The following is a 21,952-nucleotide window of genomic DNA, read 5'->3' on the forward strand; positions in this document are numbered from 1 at the left end:
CCCTAGTACCGACGCCTAGGAGTTATGAAACATAATGGCGCCCCAATTTTTCATCCGCATCCTGCCGCGTGAACTTCCACTCAATGGTTCGCCGCTGAGCGTTTCTAGCCTGCTGCCACGCATCGACTTCGTCTCGCAGAAATTCTCGACTGCCCATCCGTCGGTCCAAGCACTGACGACTCAGGACGCTGATTTCAACCTCGGCCATGTTCAGCCAACTGGCGTGTTTGGGGGTGTAGTGAAAGTCCACTCGGCGCAAGAGCTTGTCTGCCGCTGTCTTGCCCAGCACGTCCTCGAAGGACTTTCTGAAGTGTGTGTTCAGATTGTCCAAAACCAGATGAACCCGGCGCGCATTGGCGTAGTTGTTCGTCAGCAACTCTTGGACGAACCCTACGAAATCCACCTTGCACCGGCGTTCAGTCACCGAGACTACGCGCCTACCTGCCTTCGGTTCGACGGCCACAAACAGATTGCTCGTGCCCTTACGCACATATTCGTAGTCCACCTTGGCAGGACTGCCCCGATCCATCGGCAGCGGTGCACGACTGTGCTCGACGAGTTGAAGACTCTTCTCGTCGATGCAGATCACTGGCTCAGTTGCCCGCAGCGGCTTGGCGTACAGCCTAAGCACGTTGTACATGCGCCGCCGGTACTCTTGCGTCAGCAGGCCGATGCACCACATCACCCTGCGCCAGGGTCTCAAGTAGTTTTTTTAGTATGCGTCGCACCGTATCCCGACCCATGCAACTGAGGCCAGGCTCTTGGCGTATAGCGTGTTCGAGCTCCATCAGCGTCCAGCGGTTGCGCCCCGAAGGAGGTGCCGAACAAGCCAGCGCCACCACCCGCGCTTCGTCGTCCGTGTCGTACTTGCAAGGCCCACCTGAGCGCTTCAAATCGAACAGCGCCAACTTTAGTCCACCTTCCAGATACGCCAAGCGTGTGCGCCACACAGTGGTCCTCCCTATCCCCAGCACGGCCATGATCTGGGACTCCGGAACGTTCTGATCTAAGCACCACAGCACATGCGCACGGTTGACCTCTCGCGAATGATGCAGTCCCTTGCTGCGCATCTTGCCCACCGTTTTGCGGTCTTTGTTGGTCAAGTGCAGTTCGGTCTGGCGCATAGCAACACCCCTGGTCATAAATTAGTGATGGCAAGATTTTACTCATGTTCCATGAATCCTAGGCGTCGGTACTAGCGTAGTAGATCGTGTAGAGACCGAAGCGGTCGCGAGCGAGTAAGAGCTGCTTGCGGCCCGAGTCCCAGACCACCGCCGCGAAATGTCCTTCGAGCCGCTCGAAGGCCGAGGGTCCGAACAGTTCGTACAGCCGCTGCACGAGCTGCGCAAGCGGTACTTCGCTTTCATCGCGAATCCCGATCTTCCTTCGGAGCTGCCTCTCGTTGGCCAGGAAGCCGTGGAACATCACGGGGCCACTGTGCCCGGCGCCTGTGCATCCGTCGAGCTCCTGGAAGAACGCTACCGTTGACTCCGGAGACCATTGGCGCAGAGGCCCGCCTATCCGCGCCTCCGCTGAGTACAACTGCGCCGCGGCCACTCCCTCGGCGTCGTGAGTTGCGCCACTGAATCGAGTCATCATTTCTCCATGAGGTGGTTGGGGTGTCCAGCAGCCGACAGCAGGCCATCGAGAAGGATGCGTTCAGCCGTTGCGTCACCGTCTCGGTCGCCAATCGATACGTACTCGCCGGCGAGGGACTTCCCTGCTACGGCTTCAAATAGCCACCGGGGGACCACATGCGCATGGGATTCACGGGCCGCCTGTTGCTGGCTGGCGTGCCATCGGTGCACGAGGAGCGAGCGTCGTGCCAACCATCGCCCGAGCCTTGCCGCGGCGCGGCGCTCGCTGCAAAGCGGCATGTGAATCAGCAGGCTCTCGGCGCGCCGCAGCGCATCGATGCGGTTCGAAGGATCGGCGACCCGGGAGGCTTGGCGCAGCTGCGCAAACAGGTCCAATCCATCCACCCACATCTCGTTCCTCGAGACGACGCACAGCGTCACCAGAATCGCGGTCACATCCCTGAGCTCCGGTTGCAGCGACCCATCGTCAGAAGCCGCCTGGCGTTGAAGCGTCCGGATGGCATGCGCAATCCAGAACCCCAGCACAGAGTGATTGCGGCACGATCGCGTCGTGCATACCTCAGCCGGCTTCAATCCACGTGTCCTTCATTCCGGCGCCCCGCGAGATGTTGGTCATGAGCCCGCCGTCAGCCGCGACGCGGGTTACTGCCGCACGAGGCACGATCGCGCGGTCGCCGTCCAGGAGCACAAACGCCCTCAGGTCTGCATGTCGCGGCTGAATGCTTTCGCCGTCGAACCAGCGAACCAGGCTCATGCACTGGACGGTCTGTGCAACGAACCCCTCTGGTTGTTTGGCGATCTCCCCGGCACGAGCAGCCAGCTGTTCGGGACTGGCGTGCGGACCGATCAGCACACCCTTGCCCCCGTTGCCATTCCTGGGCTTGGTCACAATCGTGGCGAGATTGGAGAGAACGAACTCTCGGGCGAGCGCCTCGCCTGTCCACCAGGTCGGCACGTTCGCGAGAATGGGCTCTGCTCCCAGGTAGAAGCGGATCATCGTCGGCACGTGCGCGTATAGCGCCTTGTCATTGGCGATTCCGCTGCCCAGCGGGTTCACCAGGCGGCAGTTACCCGCTCGCAGCGCCCTGACCAGCCCCGGGATCCCGACGGGAGCGGTCGTGCCGAAGTGATCGGGATCGATCGCGTTCTCCTGGCTTCGGCGATAGACCACGTCGACGCGACGAGGTCCGCTCGGTGTCCTCAGGTAGAGCACGTCGGCGCGAACGAACAAGTCATCCGGGCACACCATTGGTATTCCCGTTTGATGCGAGAACACAGTGTGTTCGTAGAAGCTCCCGCCGTCCTGCGACGACGTCGTCAGCATGACCACCAGCGGATCGGCGCGCCAGGAGTCAGCAGCGGACACTAGGCAACGGCGCAGCAGTTCGCCAAGCGGCTCAACGGGATGGAATGTCGACGCCAGCGTCTGCGTCAGCACACCGGCGGTCATGGAAAGCCACCGCGTGATGGCAACGAAGCTCAAGAGACCTGGAGAGCGGACGTTGTCCTCGATGACAGCCATCACATCGTGACCAACCCGGGCTACATCCATCCCCCAAATGCGAGCTTCAGGCGGTTGCCCTCCGTTGCATTCGACAGCCAACGGGAAGAAATGCGGGTTCGCTTCAACCTCTTCGCGGCTCATGATCCCGGAGGCGTAGATGGTGCCGTCGGTATAGATGTCGTGCAAAAAGCGATTCAGCGCGACGGCTCGCTGATGCAGGCCGCGCTCCAGCAGCGACCAAGCCGCAGCATCGATGACCCGGGGAATGCCGTCGAACCGGATCGGGACACCGAACTCGGGGGGGCCTTGTCGTTCCAAGCGCGTCAACGCATGGCGGGAGATCAAGTCCCGGCACCTTGCATCCCACTCCCGCGCGCTGGACAACGCAATGGCTCGGGGATCGAAGACCGAGATTCCCGGCTCGTCGAATGCGCAGGGGTCGTAGGTGTGCATGCGGGTCAGGCTTCGGCGACGCGGGCACTGCAACGTGCCAGGGCATCGAGCTCAATGGTCCGCAGATGGAACGTGGTGGCGTCGGGGGCGATCCGCACGATTCCAAACCAGGGAGGATCGCAGCGAACGTCGTCGTCCAGACAAGGCGACTGCCGTTGCTTCGTGTGCTGATGTGCACAACTCCAAAGACCGCAGATCGGAATGCCGAGCCACTGCCCGGCAATGGATCTGTGGACATGTCCGAAGGCCAGCAGTTTGATTCTGTGCGCGTTTTCGTGAAGCAGGAACTCCAACTCGGGAGAGTCGAGTGCGGTTGGATCCAGCCGCGGAAAGCCGAGCGCCAGAGGAGGATGATGCAGCATCAGCAAGAGTGGCTCCTGTGAAGCATCCAAGGTCGCGCGCAGCCACGCGAGGCGTCGCTCGCAGAACGCCGCTGCCGACCTCCCTTCCTGCACGGTATCAAGGAAGACCAGGCGCGCATACGGTCGCACCTCCGCCCACATGATGAACCCGGGCACCTCGGTTCGCGTGCCGTCGAACACGGCAAGCATGTTGCCGCGGATGTCATGGTTCCCGGGGATCAACCGGTAAGGAATGGCGCACCCCGCCAAGGTCTCCTCCAGGTATCGGTACTCGTCGACACGTCCGCCATGGGCGAGATCCCCGAGGATGATGCACATCTCGGCATCCGCGTGGTACTCGTTGATGTGCGCGATCACGGCCTGCAGACGTGCACCGGGTGATTTGCCGTGTAGCACCTGGTCAGGGCAGACCAGGTGCGGATCGGCGATCAATATCAACTTCGCGTCCAGCGTGGCCGAGTTCACGTTGCGGCCTCCACGGGCTTGTCGGCGAGCCGTACGCGGGCCAACGACATGTACGCGATCGCGGCGACGGCGGCCACTGCACACAGCACCGGCGGCAACACCTCGTGTGAAGCTCCGAGCATCGAGACAAACGCCAGGACGGACGGCGCTGCCGCTCTCACGATCGAGATGGGTAGCGCCATGGCGCCTTGGACCGTGGCGTAGCCGTCGGTGCCGAGGAATTCGGCGGTGGCCAAAGCTCCAACGATGAGGCTCAAGCTGCCGGTGGCACCCCAAAGCGCCATGAAGAGAACCAGCAACGCCACGTTGTCGTTTGCGCAGAGCCACAGGGCGATCGTCGCGCCCAACTGGGTCAGTCCGGAGACGATACCCAAAGCGCGGATGCTGTAGCGTTTGTCGAAGTGGATCAATGCAATCCGCAACGCCACTTGGACTGCCCCCGACAAGGCAAACGCGCTGGCCACCGTCTGCACCGCGTAGCCTTTCGCCGTGAGCAGCGGGATCAGGTGGACGGCGAGCGCCGTGGAGATGAATCCCGACAACGACATCAGGGCCACCACACCCCACACGCGCGGATTGCGGGCGGCCGCCGTCAGCACGCTGCGATTCCAGCCCACGCGCTTTCCGGGCGTCGTATTGCCGGCACATTGAACGCCTTGCGGCACGGCCCATACAACGATCGCCAGACACAGCACATGCAGCGAGCCCAGAATGAGGAGCGCGGTGCGCCACCCGAAAGCCGAGATGATCCTTTCCGAGAAGGGTACGAAGATCGATGCGGAGACGGCCGTAAAAAGTGTGAGGGACGTGACCGCCTTCTTCGCCTGAGGTCCCAGTCGCTTCACCAGCAGCGCGAATACCGGCTGCAGGAGTACTCCCTTCATCGCCAATGCCATGAGCAGCCAGGCCATCCAGTACGCCAGGTAGCTCGACACGCGGGACCACAGGACGAACGCGATTGCGGCGAGGGCGTAGCCCAGCACCATCAGCCCCTTTGAGCCCACCGTGTCCATCCGCTTGCCGAAGAGCGGACTGACGAGAGCCGCAACGACGAGCGCGGCCGAGAACGGAGTCGTCACCTGTTCGAGCGACCAACCCATTTCCGCCCGCATGGGTCCAACGAGGACGGTGAAGGAGTAGTAGGTGCTTCCCCAGGACATGATCTGGCACAGACCCAGCAAGAACACCAGGCGGCGATCTTCGGCGCGATCGAGGAGCAGGTTCTTGAACACGTTCATCGCGTCGCGCGGGTTCAGAAGAGGCCTGGGGTCGCCCCACCATCGAGAAGGATGTTCTGTGCCGTAAGGTGCCCCATGGCAGGACTGCACAGGAGCATGCACAGCGCCGCACATTCCTGCGGCCTGCCGAGGCGCCCCGAGGGTATGCGTGCGCATGACTCATCGAAGAGCTGCTCGTAGGGAATGCCCCTCTCCTGTGCCCGAGCCTGCCATCGCTCGACCAGCCCGGGCGTATCGGTCGGACCTAGCAGGACGGCGTTGATCGTTACATTCGACGATGCGATCTCTCGCGCAATACCCGAGATGGCTGCCAGGAGCGCGACTCTGGCGGCATTCACTGCCGCGTGGGACGGGATTGGCGCCTTGGTGGATGCACCGGAGATCGCAACTATCCGGCCAAAACGCTGCGCTCGCATACGTGGTGCCATGCCGAGAACGAAGCGCAGCGGTGCAATGCAGTTACTCTCGTGCGCTACGCGGTATGCGTCGAGGTTGATGTCAAGCCCACTGCCAAGCGGCACTCGCGGCGGAACGATGACCAGGACGTCCGGGTCCGGGCATGCCGACATGATGGTCTCGAAACCACGTTCGGTCGTCTGGTCGGCGCAGATCCATTCGAGTCCCGCCTGCCGGTCCACTTCTGCCTGGGCGAAATCGGGCGGCCTGGCGCGATACACCGCCGTGACGCTGGCTCCGTGAGCCGCCAGTTCATTGGCGCAGGCAAGTCCCACCCCGTGGGCAGCACCGAGCACAAGCGCACGCTTTCCGCTGAGAGGAGGAGTCATGCGGGTTGTCCCTGCATGATCGAAATCGATCGGACGTACAAGAGCAGCACGGACGCGACCACGGCGAAGACAAGGTAGTACAGCACGCCGACGCCACGAATCGGCCGCGGCCGTACATCGCTGACGTGGAGGGCTGCCATCAGCGTGGCCGCGATGCACCAGCTCAGCGCCTGGGCATTGGGAGAGGCCATCGACGTGGCGACAAGGAGCAGCGACAGCAGCGGCGCGTTGTAGGTCATCGGCATGCCGTGGAACCGTCCGGCGTCCGTCAACCCGAAATTGTTGAAATACGCGAGGCGCAGGCCGGCGCACACGACCAGCAGAGCAGCGGCGACAAGCGCAAAGACATGGGGCCGCCCGTATGACAGCACCAGGAATGCGGGCACCACACCACCGGTCACCATGTCGGCGAACGAGTCCAGGTCGCCCCCGATCTTTGCGGCTCCGGGATGTCGCGCTTTGAGTTTTTTGGCGACGGTTCCGTCGAGGTGATCGCACATGACGGCCCACAGCAGAAGCAGCACCGACAGGAATCGGTCATGCCGGGCCGCGTTAAGCGCCAGTACCGCGACGGCCAGTCCCGTCGCCGTGATCGCGTTCGGCCAGTCCCACAGTAGACGAAGCATGTACGCGCCCCGCCTGCTCATCGCGCGCCTGCGGGAAATGCACCGAATGCAAGCTCGGCCAGGTGCATGTCTTCCGCCGTGTCGATCTCCGCCCACAGCAAGTCGGTGCAATCTATGCCTCGCAGGTGAATGGCCGCATCCCTCACCAGCGCGCCGAGCACGTCCTCCAGGTAGGCCTTCGGGTCCTGGTGAACCAGCCTCTTTGCCCTATCGAGCATCCCAGCGAGGTCGCTGCGGGTGAACCGATAGACGTTGATCGTCTTGAACCTGTCCGCAAAGGTGCCAGGAACCGTTCTCTTGTGGAAGTCGACGATGCGATCCGCGGCGCGGAGGTCGACGGTTGTGCCTTCCAGCGGCGGGCGGAACGCCGCCAGAGTGGCCAAACTGTCGGCCCGCCCGTCGTTCAGCAGTCGAGAGAGCAGCGCATCTTCGAAAACGACATCGCCTTCGAGCAGCAGGCAATCGTCGCGGAAGTGCGCGGCGGCGAGCAGGAAGGAATAGGCCGTCCCCGTCGACTCATAGCGGTCGGATTCGAAGTAGCTGATGTCTACGCTGCTGCCGAAGCGTTGCGTCAACCTGTCGCGCAGCAGCTGTCCCTTGTACCCGATGACGATGCCGATCTCGCGGATGCCTGAGCGACGCAGTGCCGCGACCGCCCGCTCGATCATGCTGTCGCCCCGGAACTCGACCAGGGCTTTGGGACGGTCGGCTGTGAATGGATGCAGGCGGGTGCCCATGCCTGCGGCAAGAATGAGAGCGCGCTTCATGGGGAGTTACCTCGTCAAATCGAGAAAGCGCACGATGGCCTGGAGACTCTGGTCCAGCACCTCCCGGCGGGGCGTGAACGACAGCCGGACCCCATGGGGGTCGCCGAACGCTGTACCCGGCACCAGCATCACGCACTCGCGCTTCAGGAGCTCGGTGCAGAACTCCTCGGCAACGGCCGGTCCACCAGAAGCGGCTGGCCGTCGCCAGTCACGGACGTCAAGGTAGGCAAAGAATCCACCCTCCGGGTGCGGCACGCGGACATCGGTGCGCCCGCACAGGTTCGTCACGATCAGGTCCCGGTTCGCACCGAGCTTGGCCCGCACGCCTTGTGTGAAGTCGGCCCATCCAACGGGCATGGCGGCGCACAACGCGGCTTGCGCCAACGAATTGGGGTTGGACGTCGTGTGGGTCTGGATGGCCCTGATCACGGCGATGAGGGCGGGATCTCCGGCGACATATCCGAGGCGCCAGCCGGTCAGCGCCACCGCTTTCGAGAACGAGTCGACCACCAGCAGCTTGGATGGATCAAAGCAGTTCACGTCATGGGCACGAACCCCATCGCGGTCGGCGAACACGAAATCGCCGTAGCATTGGTCCAGTATGGCGAACAGGCCGTGACGCTGCGCCAATGCGCCCACCTCGCGCATCGATTCGTTGCTGTAGACGGTCCCTGTCGGATTGTGCGGCGAGTTCAGGACGATGGCCTTCGTGCGGGGCGTGATGCGCCGCGCCAGGCTGGACACGTCGAGCTGGTATGCCGCATCCCGAGTGTCGAACAGGACCGGCGTTGCGCCCGCCAGCTTCACCTGCGCCGGAAAGGTGGTCCAGTGCGGCGACGGAATGATGACCTCGTCACCGCTGTCGAACAGGGCCAATGCAATGTTGAACAGCGCCTGCTTGGCGCCCGCCGTGACTGCGACCTGGTCGGCGTTCCAGGAGCGCCCGGTTCGTGTGCTGAGCATGGCGGCTAGTTGCCGTCGCAGCAGTGGCAAACCGATGGTCTCTGTGTAGCGGTTCGACGCGGTGCCGAGCGCTTCGCGCGCGGCATCGCGAATGACGGCTGGTGCCGGCTCGTCCAGCTCTCCGGCGGAGAGATCAATGATCGACCTACCACTTTCCTCGAGCTGCTTTGCGACGATGCGCTGGGCGGAATTCTTCTCGGCCTTCAGGCCGTCGACTCTGGCGGTGAACATGCTCATGCCCGCACCCCGCCCATCGGAGGGAGGTATCGCTTCTCGGCGGATGCTAGCTCGTCGTAGTCAAGAAGTTTGAACAACCCCCCCAATGATTCGACATTGGACTCGAGGTGTTGTACGCCTCCCTGTTCGCGAATGGACTCACATGCCTTCTTCATCGCCGCCACCGAGGCGCGAATGCTGTGGTTGGCCCAGATGACGCCCCGGGCGCCGGCGCGGATCAGTTCAGACGCGGGCGTCTGGTAGTAGGTGGTCGGAACCACCACGACGGGGCAGCGTCCTTCCCACTGGCGCAGGAACTCGAAGATCTCGTTCGCATCTGGACGCTTCGAATGGATCAGGATCGCATCAGCCCCAGCATCGAGGTAGGCGGCAGCGCGGTCCAGGGCCTCGCCCATGCCGAGGCCGGAGATCAAGGCTTCCGTGCGTGCCACGACGGCGAAATTGCCTAGCCCCTGGTCGCGGATGGCCTTTATCTTTCCGCAGAACTCCTGCGCGTCGGCCAGCGCCTGTCCTGAGCCGACGAACGAGTTCATCTTGGGGTGCAGTTTGTCTTCGATGCACATTCCCGAAATGCTGTACTGGGCGAGCTTTCTCGCGGCAAGCCGGGCGTTGTTGAAGTTCCCGTATCCAGAGTCCGCATCAACGAGGACAGGAACAGTCGTCACCTCGGCTATGCGTTCGAACACCCGCAACATCTCTGCCGGGCAGATCTCGCTTGCGTCGCGGCGTCCGAGCGCTGTCGAGATCGACAACCCGGAAGCCCATATCGCCTTGAATCCCGTATGCTCCGCAATGAGCGCCGACAGTCCGTCATGGGCCTCCATGAAGAAGAGGGGCTCATCGAACGAGATCGATCGACCCTTGAGTCGATCGTTGTCGCTCTCCCTGGTAGATTTCATTCTTCTCTCCTTCTTTGCCTTCAATAAAGTGCCGGGAATGCATCTCCCCTGTGGCACGGAACAGGCGTCAGTCGTCAGCTGATGCCACGGGGTGGATAGCCTTCTGCCGAAAAGAGACTTGCCGGTGACTATTCAGCCGCTACCGACAAACTCCATCGGAGCACCATTGAACGCAGCCCGTAGTGCCTCAAGCATGCCAATCCCATGCTTGCGAGCAGTGTCCAGATAGGAGCGGATCGTGCAGAAGCTTTGCGCCCCGGCAAAGGTGCGCAAGCAGCCCGAGATTTTTTGCTTGACCTTCGGCATCCGGATGGCCCGCTCGGCCAAGTTGTTCGTGAAAGGCACCGACAGGTCGCGCGCAAAGCGCAGCACCTCTTGCTCATGATCGCGCAGACACCGCAGCAAATTGAATGCATCCGACTGCTTGGCCCGCCCGCGTTTGCCCTGCTCCTTGACGCGCTGCGGGTTGAGCGCTTGCCCCTCATCCAACAGGGCACGGTAGCGTCTTATCCAACGCAGCACTTGGCGTGACGGCACCGCTGTGATTCCCTGTGTGCGGGCCCGTTCGCAGCCTCGATGCGCTGCCAGCAGCATGTCCATCATGCGTTGCGGCCAAGCTTGACCACTGCTCTGGGCCAAGAAGGTCAGCTCGCGCAGCAGGTGCGCATTGCACAACGCATGCACGCATTGGATCAACCAGTATGGCGCCCAGCAGTCATGCACCAGCACACCAACGTAGTCCTTCAGAACACCGAACGCATTGACTGCCTCGATGCCCCGTTTGGGATGTACGCCATACCACGTATGCGTCGGGGTGACGCTGGTGTGCAGCCACTGCAACTTGGCCTGTACGCGCAGACCCGATTCATCGACATGGACCACGGGCGATTGGCTCACCTGCTGGCTTGGACCGAGGGGCTGAGCAACGCGTCGGCCTCGCGCGTCCAGCCATGCAGCGTGCCCGGTGAGATGTCCAACTGGTACAGGTCAGCCATCAACTCGCTGGTGCGCGCATAGGGCAGCAGCTGACCTTGTGTGAAGTGCACCGCTACGGCACGTATGTTGGGGCCGTACTGCACATGCTCGGTCACCTTCTCGGGAAAGCGGCTCTCGTGCAATTTGCCGCACTGACAGACCAAGCTCAGCGTTCGGTACTCCGTGACCTCATGGCGGGCAACGGGGATATCGAGCACCTGACGGCGCTCCTGTACTTGCGCTTGGGCTACAGGCAATGCTGCGTGACAGGCATCGCAGTGCTCAGGCAGTTCTTGCTCGATGACGTGATCTGCAACCGCCGCTTGGCGCAGCGTTTTGCCGGCATGACCGACTTGCCCACCTGGGCGTTTGCCAGACTTGCGACGCAATGACTGCGTCTTCTTCAGACCATCAGACGATGGGGGTTTGCTTGAGTTGCGGCTGTTCTTGGACAGACGCGATTCCAACTCTTGGATCCGGGCGACCAACTCTTGGACCCGAACGACCAACTGTCCAATCAATGCATCCTTCTCCTCGTGGCTCAGCGTTGAAGTGTCGAAGGCTTTCAGCATGGGGCGAGTATCACCGATTCATGTTCGAGAGGCTGAACAGTCACCTCTGCGATATGTTCAAGTGAAAAGTTGTTTTTACTCGCGATGTTCGCGATGTACCACAACAGGTCGCCTAGGGTTTCTCCGATGTGCTGATTGAACGCCTGATACGCAGCACCATCGCGCACGTAACGCAAGTACTCGGTTGCCAGGGCACCAGACCGACCAGCTAGGCCCAATACCGACGTTAGCCATGAAGCTGTCTCGTTTTTATCCGCCGTCTGGTCCGTGCTATTTGCCTGACGTTGATATTCGTCGAGTTCCATTTTTTTCCTTCTTGTGTAAACCGTCCCTAGAAAGTAGCCCGAATCGGCAGCGATAGCCACGTCCCAGGCGTCCTGTCACGTTCGCTTGAACAACCTGAGGATTCGCCACCACTACGTGTAGCGCGGCGTTCCCAGCATGCTGGAAACACGCACACGCTCAGCCAAGCCCGAAGCTTCTGCTGCCTGACGGACAGCCTTGGTGTCTGCCTCCGCAAGAGACGGTCCTATGAAGATGCGCTCAACAAGTTGAGCAATATCGAACGCAACCTTGATGCCATCCACCGGTACGGCTACGCCGAACTCCTCTGCCGAACGTAGCGAGATCGCAAGCCGAAACTCACGCTCCCACGAAAAGGCCATGTGCTTGTACCAGAAGCGGTCCAGCATGCTGACGCGGAGTCGCTCCTTCAGGAGGTCTACATATCGGACGTTGCCTGCCCAAAGCTCCTCGTGCTCGTATTCCGGCTTGATGCGAAATGGCGTCGCCGCAGCAGCTATGCGGCTCGGCGTGGTGCGGATGGCAACCCCCTTCCAGGCGCCCGCATACAACTGCCACATAGCATCGCTCTCGTATGATGCGCGGTGCCAGCAGTTGATCTTTGTTAGACGGCGCAGCTCCTCGAAGGCCTTTTCGCCGGACTCGAGATATGCATATCTTGGGTCTACCGGGAAGCCTGGCGCTAACACGGCGACGGCGCCTTCGAAGGGATCCTGAAATTGACGGGCGGACGCAAAGTAGAGTTCACCTGTATTCAGTAGATCTAGAAAACGCTCAGTCTTGAAGTAGCGCCAAAGGGGCTCCTCAAGATCAACGGACTCATCGAAAGCAATGCGCATAGTGCCTCCTGTGACCGCGAGGGCTGTGTCCATCGCGGTTGATTTGGTTTTGGGTATTTCGGCGAGCGTGACCGCCCATTTCGGCATCGTGACCGATTTGAGCGCTGGGTCTGGGGTTACGCGGTTGAGATTGTAGAGAGGGGTATGGATTGACTGGTTGAGGCCTCCTTGTCGGGTGTTGCAGGCAACGATACCTGAGTATCGTTCGAGTTTTTTCTTGTGTTTTTCTATTGTCCCTCGGTCACGTCACCGAAATGGGCGGTCACGGTTCCGAAATCGGCGGTCACGATGCCGAAATGGGCGGTCACGCTCGCCGAAATACCCAAATGGAGGGCCGACCCCTTTCGGCGCTCTGGGGCCGGGTCCATGAGCGCCTGCCGGCCAACGCCAGCTGCCACGTGAACAAGGCCAGCCTGTCCGCCTGCATTGATGAGGCCTTGGGCTTTTTCTCGGCAGGTTTTCGCAGCGTGAAGCTGGGGCTGGGCAAGAAGTCTCTTTCCACCGTCGGCCACGACCCGGAAAGCAGCATTGCACTCGTGGCAGGTCTGCGTCGCGAGGCGGGAGGGGACGCGGAGATCCTCGTGGACGTCGGCAATGGCCTGCGCTGGGATGCCCTGACCGCAATCGATACGGTGCGGCGCATGGCCGAGCACCGCATTGGCTGGATCGAGGAACCGTTCTACCCTACGCATTTGCAGGACTACCGCGCGCTCAAGCGGGCGCTGAGCGTGCCCATCGCCAGCGGCGAGCGCGAGTGGACGGTATCGGGGTATCAGCGGCACCCCTTTCAAGGTGTTGGTGAGCAAGTTCCCATGAGCACCCGAGCGGTAGAGACATGAGATCGAGCAATGGAGGCATCAACGTAGCCTTTGGGCTTGTTGATCTTGGGACCGCGCTTGGCGGTGCTGACGGTGCGTGGATTGAGATGGCTGGCCAGTTCCAGCAAACGTTCAGCGATGCGCTGGGGTTCAGCGCATGACCATGTTGTCCAGTGCACAGCTGGTAGCGCGATCAACATGCCTTCGTAGCTGCTGCGCAGATTGACCGCCAGGTGGTACGTCGATACGTCCAAGGCGGGCTTGCTGTCATCGCGATGCGCCTGCTCCACGCTGCGTTTGAGTACCGACAGAACGTTGTAGGCCAGCACCGCCACCGCAAAACCCAGCAGCGCTGCGCGCGGGTGACCCAGGCTGCGCAGTTCGCTGTGCAACACCGACTCCAGTCGCTGGAACATCTCCTCGATCCGCCAGCGCTTGCGATACAACTGCGCAATCTGCTGCGCGCTCACCGTGGAGGGCAAGTTGCTCCACAGCGCGATGGTTGTGTCGCCCGCTTCGGTAGGTGTGTCCAAGCGCAGTTCGATGCGCCGCCACGGCGCTTGGTCTTGCCTGATCTCAATGGCCTGCTCATGGACTTCGCCCGTCTCGATGCGTGCGCACAACTGCATCGCCCCTACTGTGAGCAGTTTGGGATGCTTTGCATGTTCACGCACGATAAAACCGGCCTTGGCGTCGTGCCAACCTTGCATGATGGTGTGCGTGCAAAAGTTGCGATCGGCTATCCACAATTCGCCTTCCTGGGCGCTGGCCAGTAGTGGGGCCGTCGTCGAACGCTCTTGCGTGTACGCGTCCTCGCACGCAACGATGTCGCGCACCAAGCCACTGTCGGGGTCATACACCACCAAGCTGTACCCCGGCAGGGCTGCGCCTCGTTGCTCGCGCAATGGCGCCAGGCGCTTCTCGCTGGCCGGCAGGTGATTACCATCGAGCACACGCAAACGCCAGCCTGGCAAGCTGGGTTCCATTCCCATGGCTTGCACCACCGGCTGCAAACGTTCGCCACTGCCGTGCACCAGGGCACGCACAATGGCCGGCTCGGTGCGCTTGACCTTGTCATACAACGCGGCCAGCGACACCGGCAGATTGCCCGCTTGTTTGGCCGCCGCATGCAGCGATGGGCGCAAACCCAGCGAAACCAGCGTCACCATTTCCACCACCGTGGAAAACAACAACTCTCTGGGGTACTGGCGCTGCCGGCTTGCCTCGAACACTTCGTCGACCCAGCCCGGATCGATCGCCCGCTCCAGCGCCACACGAGCCATCACGCTGATCGGTGCTTGCCTCTCGAATCGCTTCAGTACTTCTTCCAGCATCGCTTGCCTCATGTGGTGTCCAGGGAACATGAGCTTAGCGGAATCGGTTTCCAAGACCTTGAAAGGGGTGGGACTGACGGGCTATCAGAGTTTCGACCTGTCGTTGGACGCCTGGTACCGGATCGCCGGCATGGGCCTGCTGCTGATCTCGACGCTGGCCTGGTTCTTCGTGCAAAGCGATGCGGGCCGGGTGCTGGTGGCGATTCGCGATAACGAATCGCGCTGCGCGTACCTGGGCATCCATACCTTGCGCGTGAAGATCGTCCTGCTGGTTGCGGCGGCGATCGTCGCCGGCATTGCGGGCTTTGGCTATGGCTCGTTCAGTGGTGTCGTGGCGCCGGAGTTGAGCGGCTTCGTCCTGGGTACGCAGTTGATCATCTGGGTCGCGCTCGGGGGCCGCGGGACCCTGTGGGGTCCGGTCGTTGGCGCATTGCTGATCAACGTGGCGACGGCCTACCTGAGCGCGAGCCTGCCGTTTGCCTGGCAGCTGATTCTGGGGACTGCGTTCGTTGCGGTCATCGTCTTGCTCCCGCAGGGTTTGGTGCCGCTGCTGCTGCGGCCATTCAAGCCACTGCGCGCACTGGTTGCCAGCGACATGCCGCCGGTCCTGGTCGAGCGCGCTCCCCGTGCACCGCCGCAGGCAGCCCCTGTTCCCGCGCTGCACATGCAAGGGGTCGCAAAGCACTTTGGCAGCCTCAAGGTGCTGCAGGGCATTGATCTGCATGCCGACGCCGGCGAGCTGCTGGGTCTGATCGGTCCGAACGGTGCAGGCAAGACAACGTTGATGCGCTGCATCAGTGACGGAGGCGAACGGTGCGCAGGAACCGTGGTGTTGTGTGGCAACGACGTCGGGCAGTTGCCGCCCGAGCGCTGCGTGCATTTCGGATTGGGCCGCAAGTTCCAGAATGCCCCTATTTTTGACTCGCTGACGGTCGCGCAATGCCTGCGCATTGCCGCAACGATCACCGAACGGCCGTCGCTGATCCGGCGCGCACGCACGCTGGGCTTGCCGCCGTATGCGTTGGACGTGGTGCGCACCACGGGCCTTGACCAGAAGCTCGATACCGTGGCGAAGGACCTCTCGCACGGCGCGCAGCAGGCGCTGGAACTGGCGATGGTGCTGGCCCTCGAGCCCCGCATCGTGCTGCTCGACGAACCGACAGCGGGGTTGACCAGGACCGAACGCGCACAGATTGGCAGCGTGCTGGTCACGCTGGCGCACCGGTATCGGCTGTGCTGTGTGCTGGTCGAACACGATCTCGATTTCGTGAAAGAGGTTGCCACCCGCATCGTCGTACTGCACCAGGGGGGCATCGTGATCCAGGGCAGCTTCGACGAAGTCGTCGATTCGGAACTGGTCAAAACGATTTATGCGGGCACCGCGCAGGCAGACGCACCATGAGTCCGATGGCACTGTGCTTGCAGGACGTAAGCAGCGGCTACCAGGCGGCGCTGGTGCTGCGCAACCTGTCGATGGCGCTTGCCCGGGGCGAGGCCCTGGCCCTGCTGGGCAAGAACGGCATGGGCAAGACCACCGTGCTCAAGACCATCATGGGCTACCTGCCCAAGCAGACCGGCCGGATTCAGATGGGCGGACAAGACATCACCCGCCTTGCACCGCACCGGATCGCGCGGGCCGGCATGGCCTACGCTGCGCAAGAGCACGCACTGTTTCAGGATCTGTCGGTGCGCGACAACCTGTGCCTGGGCCTGCCCAAGGCATCCGTCTTCGACGAGCGCTTCGCCGGCATCGCAGCGGTTTTTCCGGTGTTCAAGAGCCGTTTGAAACAGTGCGCGGGAACGCTCTCCGGTGGCGAACAAAAGATGCTGCTGGTTGCGCGCGCGCTGATGATGCGCCCGGCGATCATGCTGCTCGATGAAATCACGGAAGGTTTGCAACCCTCGGTCATCGCGCGCCTGGCCGAGGCCCTGCTGTGGGAGCGCAGCCAGCACGGGACGACGATGCTGCTGATCGAACAGCATGTTCCGTTTGCGTTGCAAGTCGCCGATCGCTTCGAGGTCTTGAAGCAGGGCGAAATCATCGATGGCGGCGACACGAAGGATGCAGCGGCTGCGCACACCATCTTCAGCCACCTGCGCATCTGAGGACCGAGTGCGCTGGTCTTTTCGATCGATGGAGGATTCAGATGAATGCAAACCCTTCCTGCACGCCCGAGCCTGGTTGGCGCATCGGTGTGCTGTTCTCGCGCGCAGGGATCACGCAAGCGACCGAGACGGAGCATTTCTACGGAACCGTGCTCGCGATCGAGGAGATCAATGCAGCGGGAGGCGTTGCCGGCCGACCGCTCGACCCCGTGGTCCATGACCCCAAGGGAGACGCCAACGAATACCGCAAACTGGCACAGCATCTGCTGCGCGAAGACGACGTCAGCGTGATCTTTGGTTGCTCCACGTCGTCGAGCCGAAAAGCCGTGCTGCCCGTGATCGAGCGCAACAACGCGCTGCTGTGGTACAGCTCGATCCATGAAGGCTTCGAGTATTCGCCAAACGTCATTTATACCGGCGCGGTGCCCAACCAGAACAGCATGCAGTTGGCAGCCTGGCTGCTGCGCCACCGCGGACGCCGCTTCTTTCTGGTCGGTGCCGACTATATTTATCCGCGCGAATCGAATCGCATCATGCGCGACATGGTGCAAGAGCATGGCGGCGAAATCGTTGCCGAGGTTTACCTGCCGAGCGACGCAGGACCGGCAGATCTGGAGCCCGTGGTGCAAGACATCGAGGGGGTCAAACCGGACGTGGTGTTTTCGACGCTCATTGGCCGCGCGGCGCGGGCGTTCTACACGCTCTACCGCGAGCATGGGATCGACCCCGCCCGGATTCCGATCGCGAGTCTGACGATGACCGAATACGAAACGCGGATGATCGGCCCCGCGCTCTGCGGCGGTCATATCGTTGCCGCAAGCTACGTGAACACGCTGGACAATGACAGCAACCGGCGCTTTCTGGCGTCGTGGCGCACCCGGTTCGGAGCCCTGCCGGCGAGCATGTGGTCCGAGATGGCCTACAACCAAGTGCATCTGTTTGCCCTGGCGCTTGCCCGGGCGCGCACCCTGGATACCGAAAAGCTGGTGGCAGCGGTTCACGCCGTGGAATTCGACTCGCCCGAAGGGCTGCTGCGCATCGACCCGGGAAACAACCATGCCATCCTGACCCCCCGCATCGCGGTCTGCCGACCCGATGGCGCATTCGACGTGGTATGGGAAAGCCGCAGTCCGATCAAGCCCGACCCCTACCTGACGGCGTACGGGTTTTCCGATTTCTGGATCGAGGGGGAGGCCGCATGAACACGGCCACGCGCCGCCTGTTTGACGACCTGCGCATGCTGCGCGTCACCGTGGTCCACCCGCCCGGCGACGACCGCTGCATCCTGGAAGCGCAGCTGCGGCGGATTGGCTGCCCGGTCCGCGCCATCTGGCCCTTGCCGGCCGAGTTGCCGGGAGATTGCGACGTGGTTTTCTTTCTCGTCGGACCGGAACTGCGCGGCTGCGCAAGCTGGTCCGCGGCAGACACCGAAGCCACGCTGATTGCACTGTCCGACTATGAAAACCCGACAGCCCTGAAACTGCTCCTGGACACCCAGGCGCATGGCGTCATCACCAAACCGTACCGCTCTACCGGGGTTCTGAACACGCTGGTGCTTGCGCGCGCGTGCAGCGGCTACCAGCAGCGCTTACAGAACAAGATCGGCAAGCTCGAAGAGGCGCTCAAGGCGCGACGGACCATCGAGAAGGCCATCCGCATCCTGATGCAGGCCCAGGGCCTGAGCGACAACGAGGCTTACGAGCATATGCGCTCGCGGGCGACCAGCCTGCGCATTGCCGTGGGCGAGGTCGCCACCATGGTCATCCATGCGCATGAGACCATGGACAAGCTGGGTCTGGGGAAGAGTGGATCATCAACCTGTGCTTGAAGAAAAAAACCGCCCTTGGGCGGTTTTTTCTTCCTTGCCGGCAGCGCACCCGTTACAAACGGCGAACGGCGGCTGCCGTTCGGGCTGTGTGCCTGAAGCGGGTCAGGCGGCCAGGGCCAGGGTTTTCACCTTGGCAGACAGGCGGCTCTTGTCGCGCGCCGCCTTGTTTTTGTGGAAGATTCCCTTGTCGGCCACGGTGTCAACCACGGACTGCATCTTCGCGAACAGTTCGCTGGCCTTGCTCTTGTCGCCAGCCAGAACCGCCTTTTCGACGTTCTTGACAGCGGTGCGGTATCTGGACCGCAGGGAGGTGTTGGCGGCGTTGATCTTGACGTCCTGGCGGACGCGCTTGCGGCCCGACGCCAGGCGCGGGTTTTTCTTTTTTGGTTTGGCAGATGCCATGGTTCGTTTCCTTCGAGTCTGTGGATGATGCCGGCAAAGCCCGCAATTGTAGTTCAGACCGGGGGGTGACGAAGTGCCCAATGGGGCGCGGATGGATCGATCGATCCGGTCAAATGTCGGCCAGGACGCGCAGATGCGCCTCCACGCTGCGTGCCAGCGCGCCCAGCGCGTAGCCGCCCTCCAGGCACGAGACGATGCGGCCCTTGGCGTGCCGGCACGCCACCTCCTTCACGCGCGCGGTGATCCAGGCGTAGTCCTGCTCGTTCAGGCCGAGTTGGCCCAGGTCGTCCTCGCGGTGGCCGTCAAAGCCCGCGCTCACGAAGAGCATCTCGGGCTGGAAGGCTTCGAGCCGGGGCAGCCACAGGGTCTTGACGATCTCGCGGATCTCCATGCCGCGCGTGTAAGCGGGTACCGGCACGTTCAGCATATTGGGCGCCGGATCGCGGTCGCCGCTGTAGGGGTAGAAGGGGTGCTGAAAAATTCCGACCATCAGCGCCCGGGGGTCTCCCGCCAGGATGTCCTCGGTGCCGTTGCCGTGGTGCACGTCGAAATCGACCACCGCCACGCGCTGTAGCCGGTAGCGTTGCAGCGCGTATCGGGCGGCCACGGCCAGGTTGTTGAACAGGCAAAAGCCCATGGACTTGCTGCGGCAGGCGTGGTGGCCCGGGGGGCGCACGGCGCAAAAGGCGTTCTCGATCTCGCCCGCGAGCACCGCGTCGGTGGCCGCCAACGCGGCCCCGGCGGCGCGCAGGGCGGCCTTCCAGCTGTGGACGTTGAGGGCGGTGTCGGGGTCGATCTGCGCGTAGTCGGGGCCGCCGGCGGCGCGCTCTTCGCTCAGCCGCTCGGACATGCCGCGCAGCGCCGCCACATGCATGCGGTCGTGCGCCAGTTCGATGTCGCTGAGCGACGCCTCGGGCGCCTCGTAGTGCACCAGCGCGTCGGCCACGCCGGTGATCAGCAAACGGTCCTCGATCGCGGCGAGCCGTTGCGGGCACTCCGGGTGGCCCGGGCCCATCTCGTGCTTGGTGCAATCTTGGTGGGTGAAATAGCCCGTCCTGCCCACAATCGGTCCCCGTAGTGGATGTTTTTCGGATAACGTCAGGCTATGCACGCACAGCACAAGATCCAATCGCTTCTGGATCAGCTTAACACGGTGATCGTGGGCAAAAAGGCCCAGGTGCAGGACTGCGTGGCCTGCCTGCTGGCGGGTGGCCATCTGCTCATCGAAGACCTGCCGGGCGTGGGCAAGACCACGCTGGCGCACGCGTTGTCGCACACTTTTGGCCTGCAGTTCGCGCGCGTGCAGTTCACGGCCGACCTGATGCCCAGCGACCTGACGGGCGTTTCGGTGTACGAACGCGGCAAGCAGTCCTTCGTGTTCCACCCGGGTCCGGTGTTTGCCCAGGTGCTGCTGGCCGACGAAATCAACCGTGCCAGCCCGAAGACGCAGAGCGCGCTGCTCGAAGCCATGGAGGAGAAGCAGGTGTCGGTGGAGGGCGAGACCCGTGCCCTGCCGCAGCCCTTTTTCGTGATCGCCACCCAGAACCCGCACGACCAGCTGGGCACGTTTGCGCTGCCCGAGTCGCAGTTGGACCGTTTTCTGATGCGCATCTCCATCGGCTACCCCGACCGTGCGGCCGAGCGCACGCTGCTCGCCGGCGCCGACCGGCGCGACATGGTCGCGCGCCTGCTGCCGCTGCTCTCGGGAGAGGACCTGGCCGAGTTGCAGCGCCAGGTGCAGGCCGTGCACACGGCTGAGCCGCTGCTCGACTACGTGCAGGACCTGATTGCGGCCACCCGCTCGGGCCGCTGGTTCCTGCAGGGGCTGTCCCCGCGCGCCGGAATCGCGCTGCTGCGCGCGGCCAAGGCGCAGGCGCTGATCAGCGGGCGCGACTACGCAGCGCCCGACGATGTGCAGGCCGTGCTGCCGCAGACCATCGCCCACCGCCTGGTGCCCGTGGGCGACGCCGGGCGCGGCGCGCTCGAGCAGGTGCGCGCCATGCTCGAAGCCGTGGTCCTGCGCTGAGTCCCGGGTCCATGGCAAGCATGGAAACGCCCGCTCCGGGTGGCCGGTCGCCGGTGGGCCTTGCCGCCCGCGCCATCCTCGCCCGACTCGACCCCCTGGCGCCGCTGCGCCAGCGCTTTCAGCGCTGGTGGCAGGCGCGGCTGCCGCTCTGCGACACCCTGCTGCTCACGCAGCGCAACGTCTACATCCTGCCCACCGGCGCGGGCTGGATGCTGGCGCTGACGCTGAGCCTGCTGCTCGTCGCGTCGATCAACTTCCAGCTCAACCTGGGCTACCTGTTCACCTTTTTGCTCGCCGGCAGCGCCGTCGCGGGAATGTACGTCTGCCACGCGAACCTGCGTGGAATCATCCTGCATCTGAAAGCCCCGGAGGCGCATTTCCTGGGCAGCAGCAGCACCATCGAAGTGCAGCTGTCGAGCGCGCGCAGTTCGCCGCGCCATGGCATCGCGCTGTGCGTGCATGGCGCGCACCGGGCAGACCCGCATTGGGCCTGGACCGACGTTCCGGCGCAGGGCCAGGCCCGCGTGCAGGTGTCCTTCCGGCCCACGCACCGCGGCCTGCACCGCCTGCCCCCATTGATGGCCGAGACGCGCTTTCCGTTTGGCAGCTTTCGCGTCTGGGCCTATTGGCGCCCTGCGGCGCAGGTGTTGGTATACCCGGCGCCCGAAATGCCGGCGCCGCCCCTGCCCCCCGGCGAACCGCGCGCGGACGGCAACGCGCCCGCGCAAGGCGTTGGAGAATTCGATGGCGTGCGCGCCTACCGGCGTGGCGACGCGCTCAAGCTCGTGGTGTGGAAGAAGGCCGCAAGGACGCTGGCCAGCGGCAGCGACGAACTCGTCAGCCGCGACGCCC

The 21,952-nt window shown here is 63.0% G+C and carries 25 protein-coding genes and 1 pseudogene; 7 read left to right on the forward strand and 19 right to left on the reverse strand.

What is annotated here, in order from left to right; genetic code table 11:
* Window positions 1-22 precede the first annotated feature (22 nt).
* The 16 genes from VTU_RS0107470 to VTU_RS0107535 all read right to left on the reverse strand — a co-directional run bounded on the left by VTU_RS0107470 (window position 23) and on the right by VTU_RS0107535 (window position 12,673).
* The gene (locus tag VTU_RS0107470) at window positions 23-682 is read right to left on the reverse strand and encodes an IS630 family transposase (RefSeq protein ID WP_029554180.1); all 660 of its coding nucleotides are present in this window, start codon (window positions 680-682) and stop codon (window positions 23-25) included.
* Entirely contained in the window at window positions 624-1,124 is a 501-nt protein-coding gene (locus VTU_RS31265; protein ID WP_010102878.1) for a helix-turn-helix domain-containing protein, read from the reverse strand. The genes VTU_RS0107470 and VTU_RS31265 overlap by 59 nt, the downstream gene beginning before the upstream one ends.
* A gap of 58 nt (window positions 1,125-1,182) precedes the next feature.
* Window positions 1,183-1,425 carry a class II glutamine amidotransferase domain-containing protein gene (locus tag VTU_RS33540; RefSeq protein ID WP_236610670.1) on the reverse strand — a complete coding sequence of 81 codons (243 nt, stop codon included), beginning with the start codon at window positions 1,423-1,425 and terminating at the stop codon, window positions 1,183-1,185.
* A gap of 170 nt (window positions 1,426-1,595) precedes the next feature.
* Entirely contained in the window at window positions 1,596-2,033 is a 438-nt protein-coding gene (locus VTU_RS0107480; protein ID WP_138927819.1) for a hypothetical protein, read from the reverse strand.
* 124 nt (window positions 2,034-2,157) lie between these two features.
* A complete protein-coding gene (locus VTU_RS26445) occupies window positions 2,158-3,555 on the reverse strand; it encodes a circularly permuted type 2 ATP-grasp protein (protein ID WP_010102881.1) in 1,398 nt (465 codons plus the stop codon).
* 5 nt (window positions 3,556-3,560) lie between these two features.
* Window positions 3,561-4,382 carry a metallophosphoesterase gene (locus VTU_RS26450; protein ID WP_010102882.1) on the reverse strand — a complete coding sequence of 274 codons (822 nt, stop codon included), beginning with the start codon at window positions 4,380-4,382 and terminating at the stop codon, window positions 3,561-3,563.
* Window positions 4,379-5,620 (reverse strand): MFS transporter, encoded by a 1,242-nt coding sequence (locus VTU_RS0107495; protein WP_010102884.1) that lies wholly within the window; start codon window positions 5,618-5,620, stop codon window positions 4,379-4,381. The genes VTU_RS26450 and VTU_RS0107495 overlap by 4 nt, the downstream gene beginning before the upstream one ends.
* Window positions 5,621-5,634: 14 nt before the next feature.
* Window positions 5,635-6,405, reverse strand: a complete 771-nt coding sequence (locus VTU_RS0107500; protein WP_029554182.1) for an SDR family oxidoreductase — start codon at window positions 6,403-6,405, stop codon at window positions 5,635-5,637.
* A complete protein-coding gene (locus tag VTU_RS0107505; RefSeq protein ID WP_029554183.1) occupies window positions 6,402-7,031 on the reverse strand; it encodes a CDP-alcohol phosphatidyltransferase family protein in 630 nt (209 codons plus the stop codon). The genes VTU_RS0107500 and VTU_RS0107505 overlap by 4 nt, the downstream gene beginning before the upstream one ends.
* A 17-nt stretch (window positions 7,032-7,048) precedes the next feature.
* Window positions 7,049-7,798: a phosphocholine cytidylyltransferase family protein gene (locus VTU_RS30630; protein WP_010102889.1), complete on the reverse strand. Its 750-nt coding sequence runs from the start codon at window positions 7,796-7,798 to the stop codon at window positions 7,049-7,051.
* Between the two features lie 6 nt (window positions 7,799-7,804).
* Window positions 7,805-8,998, reverse strand: coding sequence for a pyridoxal phosphate-dependent aminotransferase (locus VTU_RS0107515; RefSeq protein WP_010102890.1), 1,194 nt, complete (start codon window positions 8,996-8,998; stop codon window positions 7,805-7,807).
* Window positions 8,995-9,897, reverse strand: coding sequence for a phosphoenolpyruvate mutase (gene aepX / locus VTU_RS0107520; RefSeq protein WP_010102891.1), 903 nt, complete (start codon window positions 9,895-9,897; stop codon window positions 8,995-8,997). The genes VTU_RS0107515 and aepX overlap by 4 nt, the downstream gene beginning before the upstream one ends.
* Before the next feature lie 132 nt (window positions 9,898-10,029).
* Window positions 10,030-10,779, reverse strand: a complete 750-nt coding sequence (tnpC, locus tag VTU_RS35830) for an IS66 family transposase (RefSeq protein WP_438873577.1) — start codon at window positions 10,777-10,779, stop codon at window positions 10,030-10,032.
* Between the two features lie 11 nt (window positions 10,780-10,790).
* Window positions 10,791-11,444: a DUF6444 domain-containing protein gene (locus tag VTU_RS35835; RefSeq protein WP_438873578.1), complete on the reverse strand. Its 654-nt coding sequence runs from the start codon at window positions 11,442-11,444 to the stop codon at window positions 10,791-10,793.
* Window positions 11,438-11,749 (reverse strand): nucleoside triphosphate pyrophosphohydrolase family protein, encoded by a 312-nt coding sequence (locus VTU_RS0107530; RefSeq protein WP_010102897.1) that lies wholly within the window; start codon window positions 11,747-11,749, stop codon window positions 11,438-11,440. The genes VTU_RS35835 and VTU_RS0107530 overlap by 7 nt, the downstream gene beginning before the upstream one ends.
* Before the next feature lie 111 nt (window positions 11,750-11,860).
* Window positions 11,861-12,673, reverse strand: coding sequence for a DUF2971 domain-containing protein (locus tag VTU_RS0107535; protein ID WP_201766105.1), 813 nt, complete (start codon window positions 12,671-12,673; stop codon window positions 11,861-11,863).
* 239 nt (window positions 12,674-12,912) lie between these two features.
* Here VTU_RS0107535 and VTU_RS26465 point away from each other — a divergent pair, with 239 nt between their 5' ends.
* Complete coding sequence (locus VTU_RS26465) at window positions 12,913-13,425, forward strand: enolase C-terminal domain-like protein (RefSeq protein ID WP_010102900.1); 513 nt, start codon at window positions 12,913-12,915, stop codon at window positions 13,423-13,425.
* On the opposite strand, the gene VTU_RS0107550 is transcribed toward VTU_RS26465, so the two are convergent.
* Window positions 13,374-14,687 carry an IS4 family transposase gene (locus VTU_RS0107550; protein ID WP_081479752.1) on the reverse strand — a complete coding sequence of 438 codons (1,314 nt, stop codon included), beginning with the start codon at window positions 14,685-14,687 and terminating at the stop codon, window positions 13,374-13,376. The two genes, VTU_RS26465 and VTU_RS0107550, sit on opposite strands and share 52 nt — an antisense overlap.
* 121 nt (window positions 14,688-14,808) lie before the next feature.
* Here VTU_RS0107550 and VTU_RS26470 point away from each other — a divergent pair.
* From VTU_RS26470 to VTU_RS0107570, 4 genes and pseudogenes are all read left to right on the forward strand, one after another.
* Window positions 14,809-16,140: pseudogene (locus VTU_RS26470) on the forward strand (ATP-binding cassette domain-containing protein); the annotation flags it as partial.
* Window positions 16,137-16,844 (forward strand): branched-chain amino acid ABC transporter ATP-binding protein, encoded by a 708-nt coding sequence (locus VTU_RS0107560; RefSeq protein WP_010102903.1) that lies wholly within the window; start codon window positions 16,137-16,139, stop codon window positions 16,842-16,844. The pseudogene VTU_RS26470 and the gene VTU_RS0107560, both read left to right, overlap by 4 nt.
* Before the next feature lie 41 nt (window positions 16,845-16,885).
* The gene (locus VTU_RS0107565) at window positions 16,886-18,046 is read left to right on the forward strand and encodes a transporter substrate-binding domain-containing protein (protein ID WP_010102905.1); all 1,161 of its coding nucleotides are present in this window, start codon (window positions 16,886-16,888) and stop codon (window positions 18,044-18,046) included.
* Entirely contained in the window at window positions 18,043-18,672 is a 630-nt protein-coding gene (locus VTU_RS0107570; protein WP_010102907.1) for an ANTAR domain-containing response regulator, read from the forward strand. Before VTU_RS0107565 ends, VTU_RS0107570 begins: the two co-directional genes overlap by 4 nt.
* 102 nt (window positions 18,673-18,774) lie before the next feature.
* Here VTU_RS0107570 and rpsT read toward each other — a convergent pair whose 3' ends face one another.
* A complete protein-coding gene (rpsT, locus tag VTU_RS0107575) occupies window positions 18,775-19,074 on the reverse strand; it encodes a 30S ribosomal protein S20 (RefSeq protein ID WP_010102908.1) in 300 nt (99 codons plus the stop codon).
* Window positions 19,075-19,183: 109 nt separating this feature from the next.
* On the reverse strand, window positions 19,184-20,089 hold the full coding sequence (locus VTU_RS0107580; protein WP_050809454.1) for a histone deacetylase family protein: 906 nt from the start codon (window positions 20,087-20,089) through the stop codon (window positions 19,184-19,186).
* A gap of 90 nt (window positions 20,090-20,179) precedes the next feature.
* Here VTU_RS0107580 and VTU_RS0107585 point away from each other — a divergent pair, with 90 nt between their 5' ends.
* Both VTU_RS0107585 and VTU_RS0107590 read left to right on the forward strand, forming a co-directional pair.
* Window positions 20,180-21,100: an AAA family ATPase gene (locus VTU_RS0107585; RefSeq protein ID WP_010102910.1), complete on the forward strand. Its 921-nt coding sequence runs from the start codon at window positions 20,180-20,182 to the stop codon at window positions 21,098-21,100.
* A 20-nt stretch (window positions 21,101-21,120) separates the two neighbouring features.
* On the forward strand, window positions 21,121-21,952 hold an 832-nt coding region (locus tag VTU_RS0107590; protein ID WP_010102912.1), incomplete at its 3' end, for a DUF58 domain-containing protein.

It is taken from the genome of Verminephrobacter aporrectodeae subsp. tuberculatae At4 (genome assembly GCF_000193225.1).
Lineage (GTDB): Bacteria > Pseudomonadota > Gammaproteobacteria > Burkholderiales > Burkholderiaceae_C > Acidovorax > Acidovorax aporrectodeae.